The organism is Mycobacterium lehmannii (assembly GCF_001499925.1).
In the GTDB taxonomy this organism is placed as follows: Bacteria; Actinomycetota; Actinomycetes; order Mycobacteriales; family Mycobacteriaceae; genus Mycobacterium; species Mycobacterium lehmannii.
The window spans coordinates 257582-278063 of sequence record NZ_LQIR01000012.1 but is presented as its reverse complement, the minus strand read 5'-3'; the positions used below and the strand labels follow the sequence as shown (position 1 = coordinate 278063).

Genomic DNA, 20482 nt, shown 5'->3' with positions numbered 1-20482 from the left:
CTAGGAAAGGCACAGCTATGGCTCAGAATCCGAATCTTGCGGCATTATCCGAGGCAGGCGTGTCGGTGTGGCTCGACGATCTGTCGCGCGACCGACTGCAGACGGGAAACCTGCAGGAACTCATCGACACCAAGAGCGTTGTCGGAGTGACCACCAACCCGTCGATCTTCCAGGCTGCGCTGTCCAAAGGACACGCCTACGACGATCAGGTCAACGAACTGGCCGAGCGGGGCGCGGACGTGGACGCCACGATTCGCACCGTCACCACCGACGATGTCCGCAACGCCTGTGATGTATTGGCCAAGCAGTACGAGCTTTCCGACGGCGTCGACGGCCGGGTGTCGATCGAGGTGGACCCGCGGGTCGCGCACGACACCGACAAGACCATCCTGCAGGCGATCGATCTGTGGAAGACCGTCGACCGGCCGAATCTGCTGATCAAGATCCCCGCCACCATGGCGGGCCTTCCCGCGATCACCGCCGTGATCGCCGAAGGCATCTCGGTCAACGTCACGCTGATCTTCTCCGTGGAACGCCACCGGCTCGTGATGGACGCCTACCTCGAAGGCCTGGAGAAGGCCAAGGAGGCCGGCCACGACCTGTCCAAGATCCATTCGGTCGCTTCGTTCTTCGTGTCGCGGGTCGACACCGAAATCGACAAGCGCCTTGAGAAGATCGGATCGCAGGAGGCGCTGGATCTGCGGGGTAAGGCCGGCGTCGCCAACGCGCGCCTCGCCTACGCCGCATACGAAGAAGTGTTCGTCGGCGGCAAACGATACGAAGCGCTCAAGGGTGATGGTGCCCGTGTGCAGCGTCCGCTGTGGGCCTCCACGGGCGTGAAGAACCCCGAGTACTCGGACACCTTGTACGTCACGGAGTTGGTCGCCCCGAACACGGTCAACACGATGCCGGAGAAGACGATCGACGCGGTCGCCGAGCACGGCGTGATCACCGGCGACACCGTGACTGGCACGGCCGACGAATCACAGGCGCTGTTCGACAAGCTGGCCGCCGTCGGTATCGACCTGCCCGACGTCTTCCGACTCCTCGAGGACGAGGGTGTGGAGAAATTCGAGAAGTCGTGGCTCGAATTGCTCGAGGCGACGCAGGAACAGCTCAACATGAGCAAGCCCCCAGCCAAAAAATGACGGACTGGGTGAATCCGCTTCGCGACAAGCGCGACAAGCGGATGCCCCGGATCGCGGGGCCCTGCGGGATCGTCATCTTCGGCGTCACCGGTGACCTGTCGCGCAAGAAGTTGATGCCGGCGATCTACGACTTGGCCAACCGCGGCCTGCTGCCTCCGTCCTTTTCGCTGATCGGATTCGCCCGAAGAGACTGGGCCGACGAGGATTTCGGTCAAGTGGTCTACGAGGCGGTCAAAAAGCACGCCCGCACGCCGTTCCGTCAGGAGGTGTGGGACCGCCTGTCCGAAGGATTCCGGTTCGTCCAGGGCACCTTTGACGACGATGCGGCATTCGGCCGGCTTGCCGAGACGCTCGAAAAACTCGATGCGGAACGGGGAACGGGTGGCAATCACGTTTTCTACCTGTCCATTCCGCCGAATGCGTTCCAGCAGGTGTGTGAGCAGCTGCAGAAGTCCGGGCTGGCCAACCCGCAGGAGGGTCGCTGGAGCCGGGTGGTGATCGAGAAGCCGTTCGGTCACGACCTGCAGAGTGCGCAGGAACTCAACGAGGTCGTCAACAGCGTGTTCCCCGAGGAGTCGGTGTTCCGCATCGACCACTACCTCGGCAAGGAGACGGTGCAGAACATCCTCGCACTGCGGTTCGCCAACGAACTGTACGAGCCGATCTGGAACAACAACTACGTCGACAGCGTGCAGATCACGATGGCCGAAGACATCGGGCTGGGCGGACGCGGAGGGTACTACGACGGAGTCGGCGCCGCGCGCGACGTCATCCAGAACCACCTTCTGCAACTGCTGGCCCTGACCGCGATGGAGGAGCCGGTCAGCTTCGGTCCGAAGGAACTGCAGATCGAGAAGATCAAGGTGTTCTCGGCCACGCGGCCGATGCAGCCGCTGAACGAGACCACCGCGCGCGGGCAGTACGCGTCGGGTTGGCAGGGTAGCGAGAAAGTGGTGGGCCTGCTCGAAGAGGAAGGCTTCTCGAAGGATTCGAAAACCGAGACCTACGCGGCCATCGCGCTCGAGGTCGACACCCGGCGGTGGGCCGGTGTGCCGTTCTTCCTGCGCACCGGAAAACGATTGGGGCGCAGGGTCACCGAGATCGCGCTGATCTTCAAGCGGGCGCCGCACCTGCCCTTCGACAAGACCATGACCGAGGAACTCGGCCAGAACGCCTTGGTGATCAGGGTGCAGCCCGACGAGGGCATCACGACCCGCTTCGGCTCCAAGGTGCCCGGCAGCGCCATGGAGGTCCGCGACGTCAATATGGACTTCTCCTACGGGTCGGCGTTCGCCGAGGACTCCCCCGAAGCCTATGAGCGGCTGATCCTCGACGTGCTGCTCGGTGAACCGTCGCTGTTCCCGGTGAACCGGGAGGTCGAATTGTCCTGGGAGATCCTCGATCCGGTGCTGGACTACTGGGCCGCGCACGGTAAGCCCGAGGCCTACGAATCGGGAACCTGGGGCCCAGCCTCGGCCGACGAGATGTTGCATCGCATGGGCCGGGAATGGAGGCGACCGTGACGAGCTCTAGCGCGAGGAGCCGACAGCAATGATTGTCGACCTTCCGAACACAACCACGAACGACATCAACAAGAAGATCACCGGGCTGCGCGAGGAGGGCGGCGCGATCACGCTGAGCCGCGTGCTCACCCTGGTGATCTCGCTCGACTCCGACGAGCTGCTGGAAGAATCCATCGAAGCCGCCAACTTCGCCAGCCGTGAACACCCCTGCCGGGTGATCCTCGTGGTGCCCGGGGACCGCAACGCCGGCGACGCGCGGTTGGACGCGCAACTACGCGTCGGCGGGGACGCCGGCGCCGGGGAGATCGTCGGGTTGCGCCTGCACGGCGAACTCGCCGACCACGCGAGCGCCGTGGTGCTGCCCTTCCTGTTGCCGGATACGCCGGTGGTGGCGTGGTGGCCGGCTGGCGGGCCTGCGGTACCCGCCAAGGATCCGTTGGGGCGATTGGCGATTCGGCGGATCACCAACGCGACGCAGTGCTCCGATCCGTTGTCCGCGATCAAAGGCCGACTGGCCGGCTATACCGCCGGGGATACCGACCTCTGCTGGGCGCGGATCACGTACTGGCGGGCCCTGCTGGCCGCGGCCGTCGACCAGGAACCGCACGCGCCGATCGCTTCTGCGGTGGTGTCGGGTCTACGGGACGAGCCGTCGCTCGATGTGCTCGCGGGTTGGCTCGCCGCTCGAATCGACGGTCCGGTGCACCGCGAGGTGGGCGAGCTGAAAGTAGAGCTGCTGCGCGACGGTGAGACGATCACTCTGCGTCGGCCGCAGACCGGCGTCACCGCGACACTGAGCCGAACCAGCCGGCCCGAGGCGCGAATCCCGTTAGCGCGCAGGGAAACCAGAGAGTGCCTGGCCGAGGATTTGCGCAGGCTCGACCCCGATGAGATCTACCACGAAGCCCTGCAGGGAATCGACAAGGTGCAATACGCATGACCGCGACCATCGAGCGTTATCCCGACACCGCGACACTGGTGGCGGCCGCAGGTGATCGGCTTGTCGCAGCCATCATCGCGGCCCTCGACAAGCGGGGCTCAGCGCACATTGTGCTGACGGGCGGGGGCACCGGTACCAAGCTGCTCAAGCGCGTGGCGGAGAAGGGCACCGAGATCGACTGGGCGGAGGTGCATCTCTACTGGGGTGACGATCGCTTCGTGCCGGTAGACGATGACGAGCGCAACTACAAGCAGGCCCGTGAGGCGCTGTTGGATCGTGTGAGCATCCCGGCCGGCAACGTGCACCCGATGGCCGCCAGCGGTGCGGAGTTCGGCGACGACCTCGACGCTGCCGCGGCCGCATACGAGCAGGTGCTGGCCGCCAACGCCCAGAACGGCGAGCCCGCCCCGGACTTCGACGTACATCTTCTCGGAATGGGCGGCGAGGGCCATATCAACTCGCTGTTCCCCCGTACCCTCGCGGTGCGTGAGACCGAGCGCCTGGTGGTCGGTGTCGAGGACTCCCCCAAGCCGCCGCCGCGGCGAATCACGTTGACGCTGCCCGCGGTTCGCCGGTCGCGGGAGGTGTGGCTGGTGGTCTCCGGTGACGGAAAGGCCGACGCGGTCGCGGCGGCGATCGGCGGCGCTGACGCCGACGACGTGCCCGCGGCGGGCGCGGTGGGCCGTGAGGCGACCGTGTGGTTGCTCGACGAGGCCGCGGCGAGCAAGCTTGGCTGATTGAGGCGATAGAGCTGTATCTACCTCCGCTGATCCTGTTGACCAACTGATCGAGGCGGTGTGCCGTCGGACGAAAGCTCTCACGGCCCGCCTTCGTTCCGGTAACGAGGTGCATTACCCCCGATGGAACGGACGTGCGTCATCGAAGGAGCGGACGCGCGACCTGTCGGTGGCGGCGAGTAGTATCGCACACATGTTCGAAGCACTCGACGACGCGGCGGTGGTTGAGTCCATCACCGCGTCTTCGCGCGAGCAGAGCGCGGCCAGCGGCCGTGAACTCATGGCGATCGGTGAGCTCTACGCCCGCCGCGCCCCCGAGGACGACGACGAACGAGCGAATTGGGCGATCGACGGCCACGCCAATGTGGTCGCCGAGGTCGCGGCGGCGCTCAACATCAGCCGCGGGCGAGCCGCCAGTCGCCTGCACTACGCCATCGACCTGCACGAGCGCTTGCCCAAGGTCGCCGAGGTCTTCGCGCGTGGGCAGATCGACTTTCGGATGATGACCGCTCTGGTCAACCGCAGCTCCAACGTCAAGGACGACGATCGCCTCGCCCGGCTCGATGCGGCCTTCGCGAAATGGTCGCCGAAATGGATGAAGCTGTCCGGGCCGAAACTGCACGAACGCATCGATATGTGGGTGGAGAAGTTCGACCCGGACGGGGTTCGGGAACCGAAACCGCCCAACGACGACCGCTACGTCGAGGTCGGTCCGATCGGTCCTGGCATGGTCGGGGTCTGGGCCAAACTCGCCTTCGCCGACGGCGTGGCGTTCGACACGCGACTCGATGAGATCGCCGCAACCGTATGCCGCGACGATCCGCGCACCGTTTCGCAGCGCCGCGCGGACGCGATGACGGGGATGAGCGCGGGGCAGATGCGGCTCGAGTGCGGCTGCGGGGCCGAGGATTGCCAGAACAGGTCCCCCGGCGGGCCTACGAGTCAGGTCGTAATCAATGTCATCGCCGAGCAGGCCACGATCGAGGGCCGGTCGGACAATCCGGGGTACCTGCCAGGCTTCGGCGCGGTGCCCGCCTCGATGTTGCGCGAGATGATCGCGACCGCGCAGGTGCGCCCGGTTCCGCTACCCGAACCCTGCGCCGAGGAGGGCTACCGGCCGTCTGCGGCGTTGGCTCGTTTCATCCGATGGCGCGACCTGGCCTGCCGCTTTCCGGGCTGCGGTGTGCCCGCATCCGCGTGCCAGATCGACCATACGGTCCCGTACCCAATGGGGCCCACTCATCCGTCGAACTTGAAGCTGCTCTGCGGCTTTCACCATCTGCTGAAGACTTTCTGGTGCGGCTCCGACGGGTGGTCAGACCGACAATTCGCGGACGGCACTGTCATATGGACGGCGCCCAACGGGCAGACGTACACCACCACCCCCGGCGGTGCCGAGTTCTTCGAACAGCTGGGTCGGCCCACGGGCGACATCACGGTGGCATCGCACCCGAGCGGACCAGACGACCTTCATCGCGGCGCGAAGATGCCAACCCGCAGGCGGACCCGCGCAGAGGACAAGGCGTATCGGATCGCGCTGGAACGTCAGCACAACGCCGCGCGCAAGCGCCGCATTCAGTTCTTGCTAGCCGAACGGCTCGCCAGGGACGACGAACCACCGCCGTTCTGACCAGCCTTCAGCCCGAGAGGGCCGAGAGATCATCGTCGTGTCCGTCGCGAAAGCCTGCGTCGTAGTCGGCCCTTGCGGTCCTGGTATCCGATCCGGCCATGACCATTCGCGGATCCACGGGGCACTGCCGGGACGCGGTTTCGTCTTGGTTCACATCTGTTCAGACGCCGGGTTACGGCCAGCGGTTCCCCGGCTGCGGTCATAATGACGGTCATGGCAGACAAGGGCGGTAAGCCGGTGCGCACCGGACCCGAACGCATCAGGAAGCTCGCCCAGGCGGCGCTGAACGCCGACGTCACCGTCGAGCAGGTCGACACCATCCTGGAGGGGCTGAGCGAGACGCTCGAGGACCTCAACAGCTCCACCGCCAACCTCGACGCTACCTTGGAGCGGTTCAACGAGACGATCAACCAGATCAATCAGCTCGCGCCGCGTCTGAACGCCGTCGTGGACCGCATGGAGGGCATCGTCGGGCGGGTGGAACGCATCGTCGGCCTCGGTGAGTCGGTGATCTCGCCGCTCGCCGCGACGGAGCAGGTGGTGCGGGGCGCCGTTAACAAGGTGCGCCGCTCCGCCGGCCTCTAGTGGCGGCGAGGCTCAGACGAAATCGGAGCCGCCGTCCACATTGACGGTGGCTCCGGTGACGTAGCCGTTGCGCCTCGACGCCAGATAGACGGTGATCGACGCGATCTCCTCGGGCAGGCCGGCCCGGCCGAGATCGCATGGCTGATGGAAGTTGTTGTCGATCCAGGTCATCACGTCAGTGGGATCGGTGGCGTCGAGCCCGTCGGCGGCCAGAATATCCTTGAGTACCTCGGTGAAGCTTGCCGTCACGATCGTGCCGGGACAGATGCAGTTGACCAGGATTCCGTCCTTGGCAAGGCTTTTCGACAGATTCTTGGTGACGCTGCTGAGCGCCGCCTTCGACGCGGTGTACGCGACGATCCGCGGGTTCTGGCGCTGGATCGAGTGGGCCGAGAGCGTCACGATCCTGCCCCACTCCGCGGCCCGCAGCATCGGCAACGCGGCCCGGATCGCCCCGACACCCGCCATCGTGCCCAGCGTGAAAGCCTGTTCCCAGTGTGCATCGTCGAGATCTTCGAAGTATCCGTCTCCCGGCCCGACCGTATGAATCAGGCTGTTGATCTCCCCCCATCGCTGGGCGACGGTGTCGAAGCCGGCGGTAATGGACTCGGGGTCGGCCATGTCGACGCTGATTCCGACGGCGTCGGGCGCACCCGCCTCGCGGAGCGTCACCGTGGCCGCGTCGAGGGCTTCGACGCCCCGGGCCATCACCGCGACCCGGGCCCCCTCCTGCGCTAGCGTGGTCGCTATCGCCAGGCCCATACCCTTGCTGCCGCCCGTCACGACGGCAGCCGATCCTGCTAGACCCAAGTCCATAGATTCACCTTCGCGTGGGTTCTGCTACGCCGAGTCCGCGCATGCAGAAGCGGATGACGTGTTCGCGCACCGCGTGTTGATCGCCAAAGCCGGTCGTCCATTGGCGTTCGACGCTCGCCCAGATCGCGCCGTGGATCGACAATGCGTCGGCCACCGGATCGATACCCGGGAAAAGCCCGGCGGCCCTTCCCTTCTCGAGCTGCTCGACGAGGGGCTTGAGGATCTCACCGTAGGCATCGCCGACCAACTCTGGCGCCGAGGACATCTGCGTCTGCGCCTCGAGCGACATTCGCCGCAAGTCTGATCGGATCTCCTTATTGAAGGCCAGATCCAGGCGCCCGTCGATCCATGCCGCTACCGCTTCGACCGGGTCGGCCGCCGCGGCCATTTTCCGCGTGAGCCTGCGCATCTCGGTGCGCGCCAATTGCAGGAACACCGCAGACACCAGTTCGTCTTTGGAACCGAAATGCCGGTAGAAGGCACGTGTGCTCAACGCGGCCCGCTCGAGTACCCGGGCCACGTTGACCGACGCGATCCCCTCCTCGCGAAGAATCTCGGTGGCCGCGTGGACCAGAGCGTTGCGCACGCCCGGATCGGGGTCCATCTTCTTGCGTCTCCGCCGGGCTACCGTTTCCATCACGCGGTGGCGTCGTAACTCGCGAGGTAGTCGGCGAAGGCTTCGTGCACCTGCTCGGGAGTCAAGCCGTAGTCGGTGAGCTCGTATGTGTGCTCGCCGCGCGCACCGGGACGGTGGCCGTCCGCCCACTCCTGCACAAGCCTGCGCGCTTCGTCGGTGAATGTCAGATCCAGCCGGTCGTAACTGTTCTCGAGGGCGCCGATCGGGTCGGTGTTCAAGTCGGCGAACGACACGTCGGTGAACCGGTCATCTCCGAAGCGCTTCCGGAAGTTCATTGCGCGCCTTACGGCTTCCACCCAGCACTGGAGTTGCTCGGCGCCCAGTTCATGCGGGTCGTCGCGATCGCTGCTCCAACTGCGGACGTACCGGATCAAGCTGCACACCGAGCCCAGCACCTTCGCCGGATCGCGGTGGCACCACAAGAACTTCGCCTCCGGATAGGCCTCGACAAGAGCACCGAGCGAGAACATGTGCACCGGCGTCTTCAGGTGCCATAACGTCGGCGGGCAATGCCACTGCAGGAGTTTGAGCACCTGGCGGTGGAAAGCGTATGTCTCGCGCATATCGCACTGCATCAGCCAGGCGAGGTACCCGGGCGCCCGCACCACCCCGTCGAAGTGGAAGGTGCGAAAGCTCATGCCCATCAGGTCCTGGCATTCGGTGGGAGCCTCCGGCTCCGAATTCATCATGGTCCGCATGCGCGGAAACATGCTGTCCATCATGGCGATCGACTCGGCCGCCTGGGCGATCCGCGGATCGTCGTGCTGAGACGACGCTTCCGGTGGCGGAGTGCACGCCTGGGACTCCCACATCCGCAGCGAGCGGAACTGCGGATCACTGGCGACCAGTTGGCTCAGCGCCGTCGTTCCGGTTCGCGGTAACCCGATGACGAACACCGGGCCACCGACGACCTCGTCGTCGATCTCGGGATGCTGCCGATAGGTTTCGACAATCCGCAACCGTTGTATGAGTGCGTTGCTGATGGTCGCGTGCTGAATGACGGTTCCCATCTCGCTGAGGTCCGCTTCATTGTTCAGGGCGTCGACGGTGCGCTCCAAACCCTCGCGATAGTAGGGCGAACCGAAGTCGTCGAGGCCCGTGGCCACCCGTGCGCCTTCCTCTAGTTCATCCACGATGAAGGTCATGCGGAGAACCTTTCGTGGACCGCACGCCGCCGCGCCGCGATGACGGCCGCACGCTGCTCGGGACTGACGGTCGCGGTGTCGGCAGGCAGTTCGGAGCTGACATCGGCGAACTTGACCACTCGTACATCCGGGGTCGGTGCGGTCTCCGTGCGCACACACCGCAAGATCATCGCCCCGTTGCTGTGCCCCGCCGTGTCAAGCCAATTGGCGACGCCGGGATCGCGCGGGCTGACGACCACTCGCAGAATCCCGTCGGCGTCGATCGTCGCCTGGTGGGCGTTGAGGCTGGACTGATGCCGACCGTAATGGATGGTCTCCCACCACGGGTTGCCCAGCGAGTAACTCCAGTACACGCCGCGCGGTGGTTCGACCTCCATGATCAATGCCTCGTCGGGATCGAGTTCGTAGCGACCGATGACGGGGCGGTTCTCCGCTGCCGCACCGATATCGGAGCGGTCGATCGGCGGCATGAAACCGTTGGCCGGCGGGCCCGCGTTGAAGTCGAGAAAGAATTTGAGGTTGTCGTGGACGAAGTCCCCCAGCGCGTGGATCTGGCGTGCGACGGCCACGCCGGTCGCTTCGTGCCGGTCCCTCGGTTCGACCTCATCGCCGATGCGCTCGATCTGCAGCGATGAGGGCTTCTCCGTTTCCCAGTCGTAGAAGAAGTGCCGCACCACCAGAGTGGGATGGTCGCCGTCCAGTCGGATCCAATTGCCCGGTTGTTCATCGGCCGAGAGCACCACTTCGAAATTTCCGTCGGCGTCCGGTTCGAGCTCATCGACCAGGCAATTGGAAGTGGACGCGATCCCGTCCATGGTCTGCAGGCCGACATACCGTGCCGTGCCCCGATTTCCGAACAGTCGGTATGTCTCGCCGTTGCGCAGCGTGGCTCGCAGGTAGAGACAGTCCGGGCACTCCATTCCCCACGTCAGCACGTCATCGGTGCTTGTGCGGGTCACCGCCAACACCGGATCACGATCGGCCCGCAGCGCCTCGTCGATGCCGACGGCCAACAGCACCAACAAGTGGCGCATTCCGGATGCGTAGTCGACGTTGTTTCGGTTGACGTCGGTGGACGAGACGATCGAGCCGGCGGTCCTCAAGCGATCCAACAGATGCCCCCACGCCGGGGCCAGCTCACCCACGTCGCTACCCGGGCCGGTCAGCCCAGACTGGGCAACGGAGAACGGCAGCCACGCCATCGGGTTCGCGTCGCCCACGAGTCTCTCCAACCGTCGCGCATGCTTAAACGAAAACCATGTTTTCACTTAAGACGCTTCGACTGTGACACCTCACGGCAGGAGTGTCAACGCTTGACCCGTGTCAGCCGCTGTTGCGCAGGGCGCTTGCCAACCCGCTCATCGTCAGCAGGATCCCGCGCTGGACCAGTTCGTCGTCGTCCCCGGACCGGTAGCGCCGCAGCAACTCGACCTGGAGATGGTTCAGCGGTTCCAGGTACGGGAAGCGGTTGAACACCGAACGGGCCAGCGCCGGATTGTCGGCCAACAGATCGTCCTGATCGGTGATGAGCTTGTGCATCCGGATGGTGCGCTCGTGCTCGGCGGCGATCTTGTCGAACACCCGCCGCCGCAACTCCTCGTCGTCGACCAGCTCGGAGTAGCGGGCCGCCAACCCCAGGTCCGATTTGGCCATGACCTGCGCCATGTTCGACAGCACGGTACGGAAGAACGGCCACCGCCGGTACAGGTCCCGCAACACCTCGACGCGGTCCTCCTCCGACTGCGGCCCCTCGGCGATCCACTCCTCGAAAGCCGTGCCCGTGCCATACCAGCCGGGCAGCATCACCCGCGACTGGCTCCACGCCAGCACCCACGGGATCGCCCGCAAGTCCGCTATCGACGTCGTCGGCTTGCGCGACGACGGCCGGCTACCGATGTTGAGCGCGCCGATCTCGCTCACCGGCGTCGACGCCTTGAAGTAGTCCACGAATCCCGGTGTCTCGTGCACCAATTCGGCGTAAGCGCGCTGAGCGCGTGCGGCCAGGTCGTCGAGCACTTCGTAGGCTGGGCCGGCCTCATCACCGAGACCTTCCACATCGAGCAGCGTGGCCTCCAACGTGGCGGCCAGAAGGGTCTCGAGATTGCGGTACGCGGCCTGCGGTTCGGCATACTTCGCCGCGATCACCTCACCCTGCTCCGTGAGGCGCAGCGATCCGTTCACTGCGCCAGGAGGCTGGGCCAAGATGGCGTCATAGCTCGGCCCACCGCCTCGACCCACGGTGCCACCGCGACCGTGAAAGAGGCGCAACCGAATTCCGGTCTTGCGCGCCGACTCCACCAGGTCGAGCTCCGCTCGGTACAGCGCCCAGTTGGCCGCGAGATAACCGCCGTCCTTGTTGGAGTCCGAGTAGCCGAGCATCACCTCCTGGCTCTCGTTGCGCGCCGACACGATCGACCGGTACACCGGAAGATCCAGCGCCGCTTCGAGAATCGACGAGCCACGCTGCAGGTCGTCGATGGTCTCGAACAACGGCACCACGCCGACGGGGGCATACGGCCTCTCCCCCGAGACGTCGAGCAGCCCGACCTCTTTGAGCAGGATCGCCGCCTCCAACATGTCCGACACGGACTCGCACATCGAGATGATGTAGTTCGGAATCGCCCGAGACCCGAAGACCCGCACCGCCCGCGCGGCCGCCGCGACGATGTCGAGTTCTTTGCGGGCCAGTTCGGACAGTTCCGCGCCGGCTTTGACCAGCGGCCGACGGGTCGACAGCTCACCCGCGAGCAGCTCTACCCGGTCCTCCTCGCTCAGCGAGCCGTAGTCCTGGTGCACACCCGCCCACGCCAACAGCTCGGCGACGACCTCCTCGTGCACATCGGAGTTCTGCCGCATGTCGAGGCCGCAGAGGTGAAACCCGAACGTGCGCACCGCCTCCCGCAATCTGGCTAGTCGGTCGTCGGCCAAGACCGCGCTACCGTTGCTCCGCAGCGAGTTATCGACCACATCCAAGTCCGCGAGCAACTCGGCGGGCGACTCGTAGCGCTCGAGCCCCAGATCGAGTTCGTGCTCGGGCTGCTCGTCGAGAATCTCCTTCGCCGTCGACGTCAGCCGGGAGTGGATCACGCGCAACGCTCGCCGGTAAGGCTCGTCGGCCCGCGCGGGTTCCTCGCATCGGGCGGCCAGCGCTTCGAGCCCGTCGCTGATTCGCACCAGCCGCGCGGACATCGACAGCTCCTCTTCCAGCGCGGTGATCTCGGTGAAGTAGTGGTCCAGTGCCGTGTAGGCGGCTCTGCCGGTCGCGCGCCGGACGACGTCGGCGGTGACGTTCGGGTTGCCGTCCCGGTCCCCGCCGATCCACGACCCGGGCCGCACGATCGGCTCGTCGAGCAGCCCGGTATCGGGCCAACGGGCCTGCAGTTCAGTGCGGACGTCGGCGTTCACCTGCGGTATGACTTCGAAGAATGCGGCCGGGTAGTACCGCAGACCTGTCTCGATCTCGTCCTGAATCTTCAAGCGCGACAACCGAACCAGCGCGGTCTGCCACAAAGTCAGGATGTGGCGACGCAGTTCGACCTCGATGTCGCGACCGTCGGCATCGCTGCGCCCGTGCAGGCGTGAGCGCATCAGCTCGGTGATGCGATGTTGGGTGTCGAAGACCGTGCGGCGCCTCGTCTCGGTCGGATGCGCAGTGATCACTGGCGAAACCATCGCGCCCGCGAGGGCTTCGGCGACGGTGCCAGAATCGAGGTCGACGGCGTCGAGTTTGGCGTAGGTGGCGGCAAGGCTGCTGTTCTGCGGCGGCTCGCCCGCCTCGACGTGGATCGCCCGACGACGTTCTCGGTGAATGTCCTCGGCGACGTTGGCCAATAGGGCGAAGTGGGTGAAAGCACGTATCACCGGGATCGCCTGACGGATGTCGATGCCGTCGAACATCCCCGCCAGTTCCGCACGGTCGATCTCGGAGCGGCGCACCCGGAACGACTCGACGCGGGCGCGCTCGACGAGGTCGAAAACCTCGTCGCCGTTCTGCTCGCGCACGGTGTCGCCGAGTATCGCGCCGAGAAGGCGGATGTCCTCGCGCATCGGCTCGGTGGCGTCACGCCCCACCTTGGTCCGCCTGACCGCGCCTATCGGTTCGAGCCCGGCGATCTCAGACATGACTCAAGTATCGACGGGCCGCAGTCGGCCCGCACGGCGAGGTGCTGGGAATCAGCTGTACTTGATCAGCAGCCCGACGCCGACGATCGAGACAAGCCAGATGCCGGTGACGAACAACGTCAGCCGGTCCAGGTTCTTCTCGACCACCGTCGACCCCGACAGGCTGGACTGGACGCCGCCGCCGAAGAGCGTGGACAGACCGCCGCCCTTGGCGCGATGCAGCAGCACCAGGAGCACGACCAGGAGGCTGGTCACGACCAGGGTGATCTGCAGGGCCAATTCCATGGGCGCAAGACTACCTAATCGACGGCGATGCTCACCAATCGGACGGTCAGGGCAATGGACCGCCGGCCGCGATGGCCGACAGCGTCGCGAACTGCTCGCCGTCGAGCGAGGCGCCACCGACCAGAGCGCCGTCGATGTCCTCCTGCGCGACGATGTCGCCGACGTTCTTGGCGTTGACCGACCCGCCGTAGAGCACGCGAACACCGGCGGCCACCTGCGGCGTCGCCAGCTTGCCCAGCTCGTCGCGGATCGCCTTGCAGACCTCCTGGGCATCGGCGGCGCTGGCCACCCGTCCGGTGCCGATGGCCCACACCGGCTCGTAGGCGATCACGGCCTGGCCGATCTGTTCGTTCGAAAGGCCCGCCAGCGACCCGCGCAGCGACTCGACGTTGTGCTCGACGTGGTTGCCCACCTCGCGCACTTCGAGTTGCTCGCCGATGCAGATGATGGGCACCAGCCCGTGCCGGAAGGCGGCCGCCGCCTTGGCCGCCACCACGGCGTCGTCCTCGTGGTGGTAGGTGCGCCGCTCGGAGTGTCCGACGACGACGAAGGTGCATCCCAGCTTGGCCAGGAACGCGCCGCTGATGTCGCCGGTGTAGGCGCCGGAATCGTGCTCGGAGAGATCCTGCGCGCCGTAGGTGAGCAGTAGCTTGTCGCCGTCGACCAGGGTCTGCACGCTGCGCAGGTCGGTGAATGGTGGGATCACCGTCACGTCGACCTTGTCGAAGTACTTCGCAGGCAATGCGAACGCGATCTTCTGCACCAGCGCGATCGCTTCGAAGTGGTTGAGGTTCATCTTCCAGTTGCCGGCGATCAGCGGCTTGCGGCTCACGATTCCAGGACCTCTCACTCTTCTTCTAAAACAGCGATGCCGGGCAGTTTCTTGCCTTCAAGGTATTCCAGCGAGGCCCCGCCCCCGGTGGAAATGTGCGAGAAGCCCTCTTCGTCCAGGCCGAGCTGACGGACCGCGGCAGCCGAATCGCCGCCGCCGACCACGCTGAAGCCGCCCTTCCCGGTCGCCGCGATGATCGCTTCGGCGACACCCTTGGTGCCCGCCGCGAAGGCCGGGAACTCGAATACGCCCATCGGCCCATTCCAGAACACGGTCTTGGCGTTCGACAGCAGCGTGGTGAACCGTTCGACCGAGCCGGGACCGATGTCCAGGCCCATCTTGTCGGCCGGAATCTTGTCCGCGGCGACGATCTCGGCCGTCGCATCGGCTGCGAACTTGTCGGCCACCACGATGTCGACCGGCACGTGGATCACGTCGGCGTAGGTGTCGAGCAGCTTGCGGCACGTGTCGATCATGCCTTCCTCCAGCAGCGAGGTGCCTACCGAAACACCTTGTGAGGCAAGGAAGGTGAAACACATACCGCCGCCGATGATCAGGCTGTCGGCCTTCTCCGCGAGCGACTCGATGACCGCCAGTTTGTCCGACACCTTGGACCCGCCGAGCACGACGGCGTAGGGCCGGTCGGTGGAGGTGGTGAGCTGCTCGAGCACCTTGACCTCCGCGGCCACCAGGGTGCCCGCATAGTGCGGCAGCAGGGTCGCGACGTCGTACACCGACGCCTGCTTGCGGTGCACCACCCCGAAACCGTCGGAGACGAAAGCCCCCGGCGAACCGTCTGCGCCGCTGACGAGTTCGGCGAGTTGCCGGGCCAACGCCATCCGTTCGCCATCGTCCTTGCTGGTCTCGCGGGGGTCGAAGCGGATGTTCTCCAGCAGCAGGATGTCGCCGTCGGTCAACCCTTCGGCACGGGCCAGTGCGTCGGTACCCACGACGTCACCGGCCAGTTGCACGTGGCGGCCGAGTTGCTCGCCCAACGCCTTGGCGACCGGAGCCAGTGACAGCTTCGGGTCGGGTCCGCCCTTGGGTCGACCGAGATGCGCGGTGACGATCACCTTGGCGCCGGCATCGGAGAGCGCCTTCAGCGTGGGCACCGACGCGGTGATGCGACCCGGGTCGGTGATGTTGCCGTCATCGTCGAGCGGAACGTTGAGGTCCGAGCGGACGAGCACTCCCCGATCCGAAACACCTTCACCGAGAAGGTCTTCCAGAGTCTTGATGGAAGACGAGGCCACGGCGTTACAGCGACTTGCCGACAAGTGCGACGAGGTCCACGCACCGGTTGGCGTAGCCCCACTCGTTGTCGTACCAGGACACCACCTTGGCCTGGTTGTCGATCACCTTGGTCAGCCCGGAGTCGAACAGCGAGCTGTGCGGGTCGGTGACGATGTCGCTGGACACAATCGGGGCGTCGTAGTACTTGAGGATGCCCTTGAGCGGTCCGTCGGCGGCGGCCTTGAACGCGGCGTTGATCTCGTCGACGGTGGCCGACTTGCTCAGCTCCGCGGTCAGGTCGGTGACCGAACCGGTAGGGATCGGCACCCGCAGCGCGTACCCGTCGAGCTTGCCCTTCAGTTCCGGCAGCACCAGACCGATGGCCTTGGCGGCGCCGGTGGAGGTCGGCACGATGTTGACCGCGGCGGCGCGGGCACGACGCAGATCCTTGTGCGGACCGTCCTGCAGGTTCTGGTCCTGGGTGTAGGCGTGAATGGTCGTCATCAGGCCCTTGACGATGCCGAATTCGTCGTTGAGGACCTTGGCCAGCGGGCCCAGGCAGTTCGTGGTGCACGAGGCGTTGGAGATGATGTTCTGGCTGCCGTCGTACTTGTCGTCGTTGACGCCGAGCACGACCGTCAGGTCCTCGCCCTTGGCCGGTGCGGAGATGATGACCTTCTTGGCGCCGGCGTCCAGGTGGCCCTTGGCCTTTGCAGCGTCGGTGAAGATACCGGTGGACTCGACCACCACGTCGACCCCGAGATCGCCCCACGGGAGGGCCGACGGGCCCTCCTTGATCGACAGTCCCTTCAGCTTGTGCCCGCCGATGATGATGTCCTCGCCGTCGACCTCTACGTCTTCGGGCAGCCGGCCCAGGATCGAATCGAACTTCAGCAGGTGCGCGAGGGTCTCGTTGTCGGTGAGGTCGTTGACAGCGACGATCTCGATGTCGGAGTTCCTGCCTTCGTGCTTCTGCGCGTCCAGCGCGCGGAAGAAGTTGCGTCCGATGCGGCCGAAGCCGTTCACGCCTACCCGGATGGTCACTGTTTCTCCCTTGATCGCCTCAACGTGTAGTGCTCGGCCGCCAGCCTAGTCGTGTGATAGCGGCCACGCGTCACCTGGTCAGTGCGCGGTCAGGCGCTGGTCGGCATAGGGGTTGCCGAGCCATTTACGGCGGATCCGTTGCAGCGTGCCGTCGGCCTCCAACTCGGCTTGCGCGACTGTTAGCCGACCGAGAAGCACCTGGTCACTGCGCGGAACGGCAATCGCAATGTCCTCGACCGTGATGCCGCGCTGGACGACCTCGACGCCAGGGACCGGCTTGACCAGTTCGGTCAGCACCGGCGCAAGCTTCATCACGGCATCACAGCCACCCGTCGAGAGGTCGCTCAACGCGTCGCGAATCGCGGTGTACTCATAGACGCGGACGGCACCGGCCTTGCCATCGGCGACGAGTCGCTCGGCGATCGGCCGGCTGGTGTTGCCCCGCTGGACGCCGATGGTCAGGCCTTCGAGATCGTCGACGGACGTGACACGCGGCAGCCGGCGAGTGTCGACGGCCAGCGCCTGACCGGAGATCACGTAGGGCGGGAGGAACGTCGCCTTCTTCTCGCGCTGGGGCGTGACGGTCGTTCCGGCAGCGACGCAGTCGTAGCTCGGGCCGAGGCCGTCGAAGATGCCGTCGAAGTCAGCGCCGTCGTAGGGTACGAATTCGACTGTCGCGCCGATCTTCTCGCTGAGCGCGCACATCAGGTCGATGTCGAGTCCACCGTCGTCGGGCATCCCGTTGAAGGGTGGGTCGGGCATCGCCACGCCGACCCTCAGTGTCTCCATGGGTTCACCGTAGTTGTTGCGGTTGCACCGCGTACGGAATGCGCGCAGTCGGCAGTCAGGATCCAACTACCGCACAGGCGCTTTCAGATCGAAGCCGTCGGCTGGCTAAGCGTCTTCGAGCAAGTCCGGGGTGACGGCCGACTCGGTGTCGGGAATACCGTCCTGCTTTGCCTTACGATCGGCCATGGACAGCAACCGCCGAATGCGGCCTGCCACAGCGTCTTTCGTCATCGGAGGATCGGCGAGCCGGCCCAACTCCTCCAGCGACGCCTGCCGATGTTCCACCCGAAGCTTGCCCGCCGCGGCGAGATGGTCGGGCACCGTATCGCCGAGGATCTCCAGCGCCCGTTCCACGCGGGCGGCCGCGGCGACCGCCGCCCGTGCCGAGCGCCGCAGGTTGGCGTCGTCGAAGTTGGCCAACCGGTTGGCCGTCGCCCGCACCTCGCGCCGCATCCTGCGCTCTTCCCATGTCAGCCGGGTGTCCTGCGCACCCATGCGCGTCAACAGCGCGCCGATCGCCTCGCCGTCGCGCACCACCACCCGGTCGGTGCCGCGAACCTCGCGTGCTTTCGCGCTCACCCCCAACCTGCGGGCGGCGCCGACAAGTGCCAGCGCCGCCTCAGGACCCGGGCAGCTGACTTCCAACGCCGACGAGCGTCCCGGTTCGGTGAGCGATCCGTGTGCCAAAAATGCTCCGCGCCAGGCTGCTTCGGCATCGGCCACGCTGCCGCCGACCACTTGGGCCGGCAGACCGCGCACGGGGCGGCCCCGCAGGTCGAGCAGACCGGTCTGCCTGGCCAACGCCTCGCCGTCCTTGGCCACCCGGACCACGTACCGGGTGCTCTTGCGGATGCCGCTGGCCGATACGACGTGCACCGTGGCGTTGTAGCCGTACAGGTCGTAAATGTCCTTGCGCAGCCGCCGGGCGATGATGCCGAGATCGACCTCCGCCTCGACGACCACGCGCCCCGAAACGATGTGCAATCCGCCGGCGAACCGCAGCAGGGAGGCCACCTCGGCGCGCCGAGCACTGACCGAATTGACGATCAGCCGACTCAACTCATCCTTGACCTCGGCTGTCATCGCCACGGGTCGTCACCTCTCGGTCCATTCGCTGTCGACGTGGGCACTGCCGGCGCCGGAGCGGCGGCGCCGCGCAGACGCACACTCTCCAATGCCGCGGCCAAGCGCGCCGGGTCATGTAAAGGTGTACCAGGTCTGGACACCTCAGCAAACTGAACTTGAGCACGAAGAATGTTCGCGGTCCGACGCAGTTGCTCGCGCTCGCGTTCACTGGGCACCCTGCTGGCGTCGACGATGATGTCGTGCACGGTGAAATCGGGCGCATGCTGCGACAGCACGTGGATATGTCGCTCGACCGAGAAGCCGGCCGTCTCCCCCGGTTCGGCCACCAGGTTGAGTACCAGCGCCCTGCGAGCCGCGGTCGCTTGCAGCGCGGCCGCGAGCTCCGGAACCAGCACATGCGGGATGACGCTGGTGAACCAGGAGCCGGGGCCCAGCACCACCAGGTCCGCCGCCATGATCGCGTCCACGGCCTGTCGGGTGGCGGGCGGATCCCCGGGCAGCAGCCGTACGCGACGGACTTTGCCGACAGTGGTGGCGATCGCCACCTGTCCGCGAATGACCCGGCTCATCCGCGGGTCGGATTCCAGACCGGCCACGTCGGCCTCGATGCCGAGTCCCATCGGGCACATCGGAAGCACGCGCCCCTTCACGCCGAGGATGCGGCCCAGTTCGTCGAGTGCGGCGATCGGGTCGGCCAACACCTCGCTGAGCCCCGCGAGCAGCAGGTTGCCGATCGGATGTCCGGCCAGCGCCCCGCTGCCACCGAACCGGTGCTGAATGATCGTCGCCCACAGTCGGCCGTGCGGGCTGTCAGATGCCAAAGCGGCCAAGGCCATTCGAAGATCACCCGGCGGCACGACATCCAGCTCGTTGCGCAGTCGCCCCGACGAGCCGCCGTCGTCGGCGACCGTGACGATGGCCGTCACGTGCGGCGTCAGCCTGCGCGCCGCCGACAGGGTCGCATAGAGCCCGTGCCCACCACCGAGCGCAACGATCCGCGCCGCGGCGAGCCGCGAATCAGATGAAGTCATTCGCGCCCCAGATCCCGGTGCAACACCCGCACCGTCAGGTCATCACCGCCCTGCAGCCGCGCCGCCAGTGCCTCGGCGATCGCCACGCTCCGATGTTTGCCGCCGGTGCATCCGATGGCGACGGTCATATATCGCTTCCCCTCGCGACGGTATCCGTCGATGACTACGTCGAGCAGCCGATGATAGGTCTCCAGGAAGTCGCCTGCACCCGGTTGCCCGAGAACATAGTCGCGGACCGCGGGATGCTGGCCGCTGTGCGGGCGCAGGTCGTCCACCCAGTGCGGGTTCGGCAGGAACCGGACGTCCATCACGGTGTCGGCATCCATCGGCAACCCGTACTTGTAGCCGAAGGACTCGACCGTGACGTTCGTGTGGGCGATGGTTTCGCCGCCGAAGGCGCGCTCGATGCTCTCGCGCAGCGCGGGCACCGAAAGCGTCGAGGTGTCGATCACCAGATCGGCCGACGCGCGGACGGGGGCCAACAGCGCGCGCTCGGCCGCAATGCCTTCTGCCAGAGTCTGATTGCCCTGCAATGGGTGACTTCGGCGGTTCTGTTCGTAGCGGCGCACCAGGCTCTCGTCCGAAGCGTCCAGGAACAACACCCGCGGCGCGATGTTGCGGGTCGCGAGCTCGTTGCGCACCCAGTCCAGGTCTCCGGTGAACCCGCGTGAGCGCACGTCCATCACCACCGCCAGCTGGGTGATGCGTGAGCCGGCCGCCAGCCCCAACTCGACCATCTGCGCGATCAGCTCCGGCGGAAGGTTGTCGGCGACGTACCACCCCAGGTCCTCGAGCACCTTGGCCGCGGTACCCCTACCCGCACCCGAGAGGCCGGTGACCAGAACCACGTCGATGCCGGAGTCGGCGCTGGCCTCGTCGCGAAGATCCTCGTGCATTCC

General features: G+C 66.1%; 19 protein-coding genes. 6 read left to right on the top strand and 13 right to left on the bottom strand.

All coding sequences use genetic code 11. The features are described from left to right. Positions 1–17: 17 nt before the first annotated feature. The 6 genes from tal to AU192_RS09305 all read left to right on the top strand — a co-directional run bounded on the left by tal (position 18) and on the right by AU192_RS09305 (position 6563). Positions 18–1148 (top strand): transaldolase, encoded by a 1131-nt coding sequence (tal, locus tag AU192_RS09330; RefSeq protein WP_064395483.1) that lies wholly within the window; start codon positions 18–20, stop codon positions 1146–1148. Continuing rightward, entirely contained in the window at positions 1145–2671 is a 1527-nt protein-coding gene (zwf, locus tag AU192_RS09325) for a glucose-6-phosphate dehydrogenase (protein ID WP_064395482.1), read from the top strand. Before tal ends, zwf begins: the two co-directional genes overlap by 4 nt. Positions 2672–2699: 28 nt before the next feature. Further along, a complete protein-coding gene (gene opcA / locus AU192_RS09320) occupies positions 2700–3611 on the top strand; it encodes a glucose-6-phosphate dehydrogenase assembly protein OpcA (RefSeq protein ID WP_064395481.1) in 912 nt (303 codons plus the stop codon). After that, a complete protein-coding gene (gene pgl, locus AU192_RS09315) occupies positions 3608–4348 on the top strand; it encodes a 6-phosphogluconolactonase (protein ID WP_064395480.1) in 741 nt (246 codons plus the stop codon). Before opcA ends, pgl begins: the two co-directional genes overlap by 4 nt. Positions 4349–4541: 193 nt before the next feature. Continuing rightward, on the top strand, positions 4542–5978 hold the full coding sequence (locus AU192_RS09310) for an HNH endonuclease signature motif containing protein (protein WP_064395479.1): 1437 nt from the start codon (positions 4542–4544) through the stop codon (positions 5976–5978). A 213-nt stretch (positions 5979–6191) separates the two neighbouring features. Then, positions 6192–6563: a hypothetical protein gene (locus tag AU192_RS09305; protein WP_064395637.1), complete on the top strand. Its 372-nt coding sequence runs from the start codon at positions 6192–6194 to the stop codon at positions 6561–6563. 12 nt (positions 6564–6575) lie between these two features. On the opposite strand, the gene AU192_RS09300 is transcribed toward AU192_RS09305, so the two are convergent. From AU192_RS09300 to rapZ, 13 genes are all read right to left on the bottom strand, one after another. Continuing rightward, positions 6576–7379 carry an SDR family NAD(P)-dependent oxidoreductase gene (locus AU192_RS09300; protein ID WP_064395478.1) on the bottom strand — a complete coding sequence of 268 codons (804 nt, stop codon included), beginning with the start codon at positions 7377–7379 and terminating at the stop codon, positions 6576–6578. Positions 7380–7383: 4 nt separating this feature from the next. Continuing rightward, complete coding sequence (locus tag AU192_RS09295; RefSeq protein ID WP_064395477.1) at positions 7384–8016, bottom strand: TetR/AcrR family transcriptional regulator; 633 nt, start codon at positions 8014–8016, stop codon at positions 7384–7386. Continuing rightward, positions 8016–9161 carry a sulfotransferase family protein gene (locus AU192_RS09290; protein WP_064395476.1) on the bottom strand — a complete coding sequence of 382 codons (1146 nt, stop codon included), beginning with the start codon at positions 9159–9161 and terminating at the stop codon, positions 8016–8018. Before AU192_RS09290 ends, AU192_RS09295 begins: the two co-directional genes overlap by 1 nt. Beyond that, the gene (locus AU192_RS09285; protein WP_423202679.1) at positions 9158–10381 is read right to left on the bottom strand and encodes a DUF1214 domain-containing protein; all 1224 of its coding nucleotides are present in this window, start codon (positions 10379–10381) and stop codon (positions 9158–9160) included. Before AU192_RS09285 ends, AU192_RS09290 begins: the two co-directional genes overlap by 4 nt. 103 nt (positions 10382–10484) lie before the next feature. Further along, positions 10485–13283: a phosphoenolpyruvate carboxylase gene (gene ppc / locus AU192_RS09280; protein ID WP_064395475.1), complete on the bottom strand. Its 2799-nt coding sequence runs from the start codon at positions 13281–13283 to the stop codon at positions 10485–10487. Between the two features lie 51 nt (positions 13284–13334). Next, positions 13335–13568 carry a preprotein translocase subunit SecG gene (gene secG / locus AU192_RS09275; protein WP_064395474.1) on the bottom strand — a complete coding sequence of 78 codons (234 nt, stop codon included), beginning with the start codon at positions 13566–13568 and terminating at the stop codon, positions 13335–13337. Between the two features lie 46 nt (positions 13569–13614). Next, the gene (gene tpiA / locus AU192_RS09270; RefSeq protein ID WP_064395473.1) at positions 13615–14400 is read right to left on the bottom strand and encodes a triose-phosphate isomerase; all 786 of its coding nucleotides are present in this window, start codon (positions 14398–14400) and stop codon (positions 13615–13617) included. Between the two features lie 14 nt (positions 14401–14414). Continuing rightward, on the bottom strand, positions 14415–15653 hold the full coding sequence (locus AU192_RS09265) for a phosphoglycerate kinase (RefSeq protein WP_064395472.1): 1239 nt from the start codon (positions 15651–15653) through the stop codon (positions 14415–14417). 4 nt (positions 15654–15657) lie between these two features. After that, on the bottom strand, positions 15658–16677 hold the full coding sequence (gap, locus tag AU192_RS09260; RefSeq protein WP_064395471.1) for a type I glyceraldehyde-3-phosphate dehydrogenase: 1020 nt from the start codon (positions 16675–16677) through the stop codon (positions 15658–15660). A 78-nt stretch (positions 16678–16755) separates the two neighbouring features. Further along, a complete protein-coding gene (locus tag AU192_RS09255; RefSeq protein ID WP_064395635.1) occupies positions 16756–17466 on the bottom strand; it encodes an ABC transporter substrate-binding protein in 711 nt (236 codons plus the stop codon). Between the two features lie 105 nt (positions 17467–17571). Further along, positions 17572–18549, bottom strand: coding sequence for a DNA-binding protein WhiA (gene whiA / locus AU192_RS09250; protein ID WP_094286752.1), 978 nt, complete (start codon positions 18547–18549; stop codon positions 17572–17574). Then, positions 18546–19583: a uridine diphosphate-N-acetylglucosamine-binding protein YvcK gene (yvcK, locus tag AU192_RS09245; protein ID WP_064395469.1), complete on the bottom strand. Its 1038-nt coding sequence runs from the start codon at positions 19581–19583 to the stop codon at positions 18546–18548. Before yvcK ends, whiA begins: the two co-directional genes overlap by 4 nt. After that, positions 19580–20479: an RNase adapter RapZ gene (gene rapZ / locus AU192_RS09240; protein WP_198957181.1), complete on the bottom strand. Its 900-nt coding sequence runs from the start codon at positions 20477–20479 to the stop codon at positions 19580–19582. The genes yvcK and rapZ overlap by 4 nt, the downstream gene beginning before the upstream one ends. Between the last annotated feature and the right edge of the window lie 3 nt (positions 20480–20482).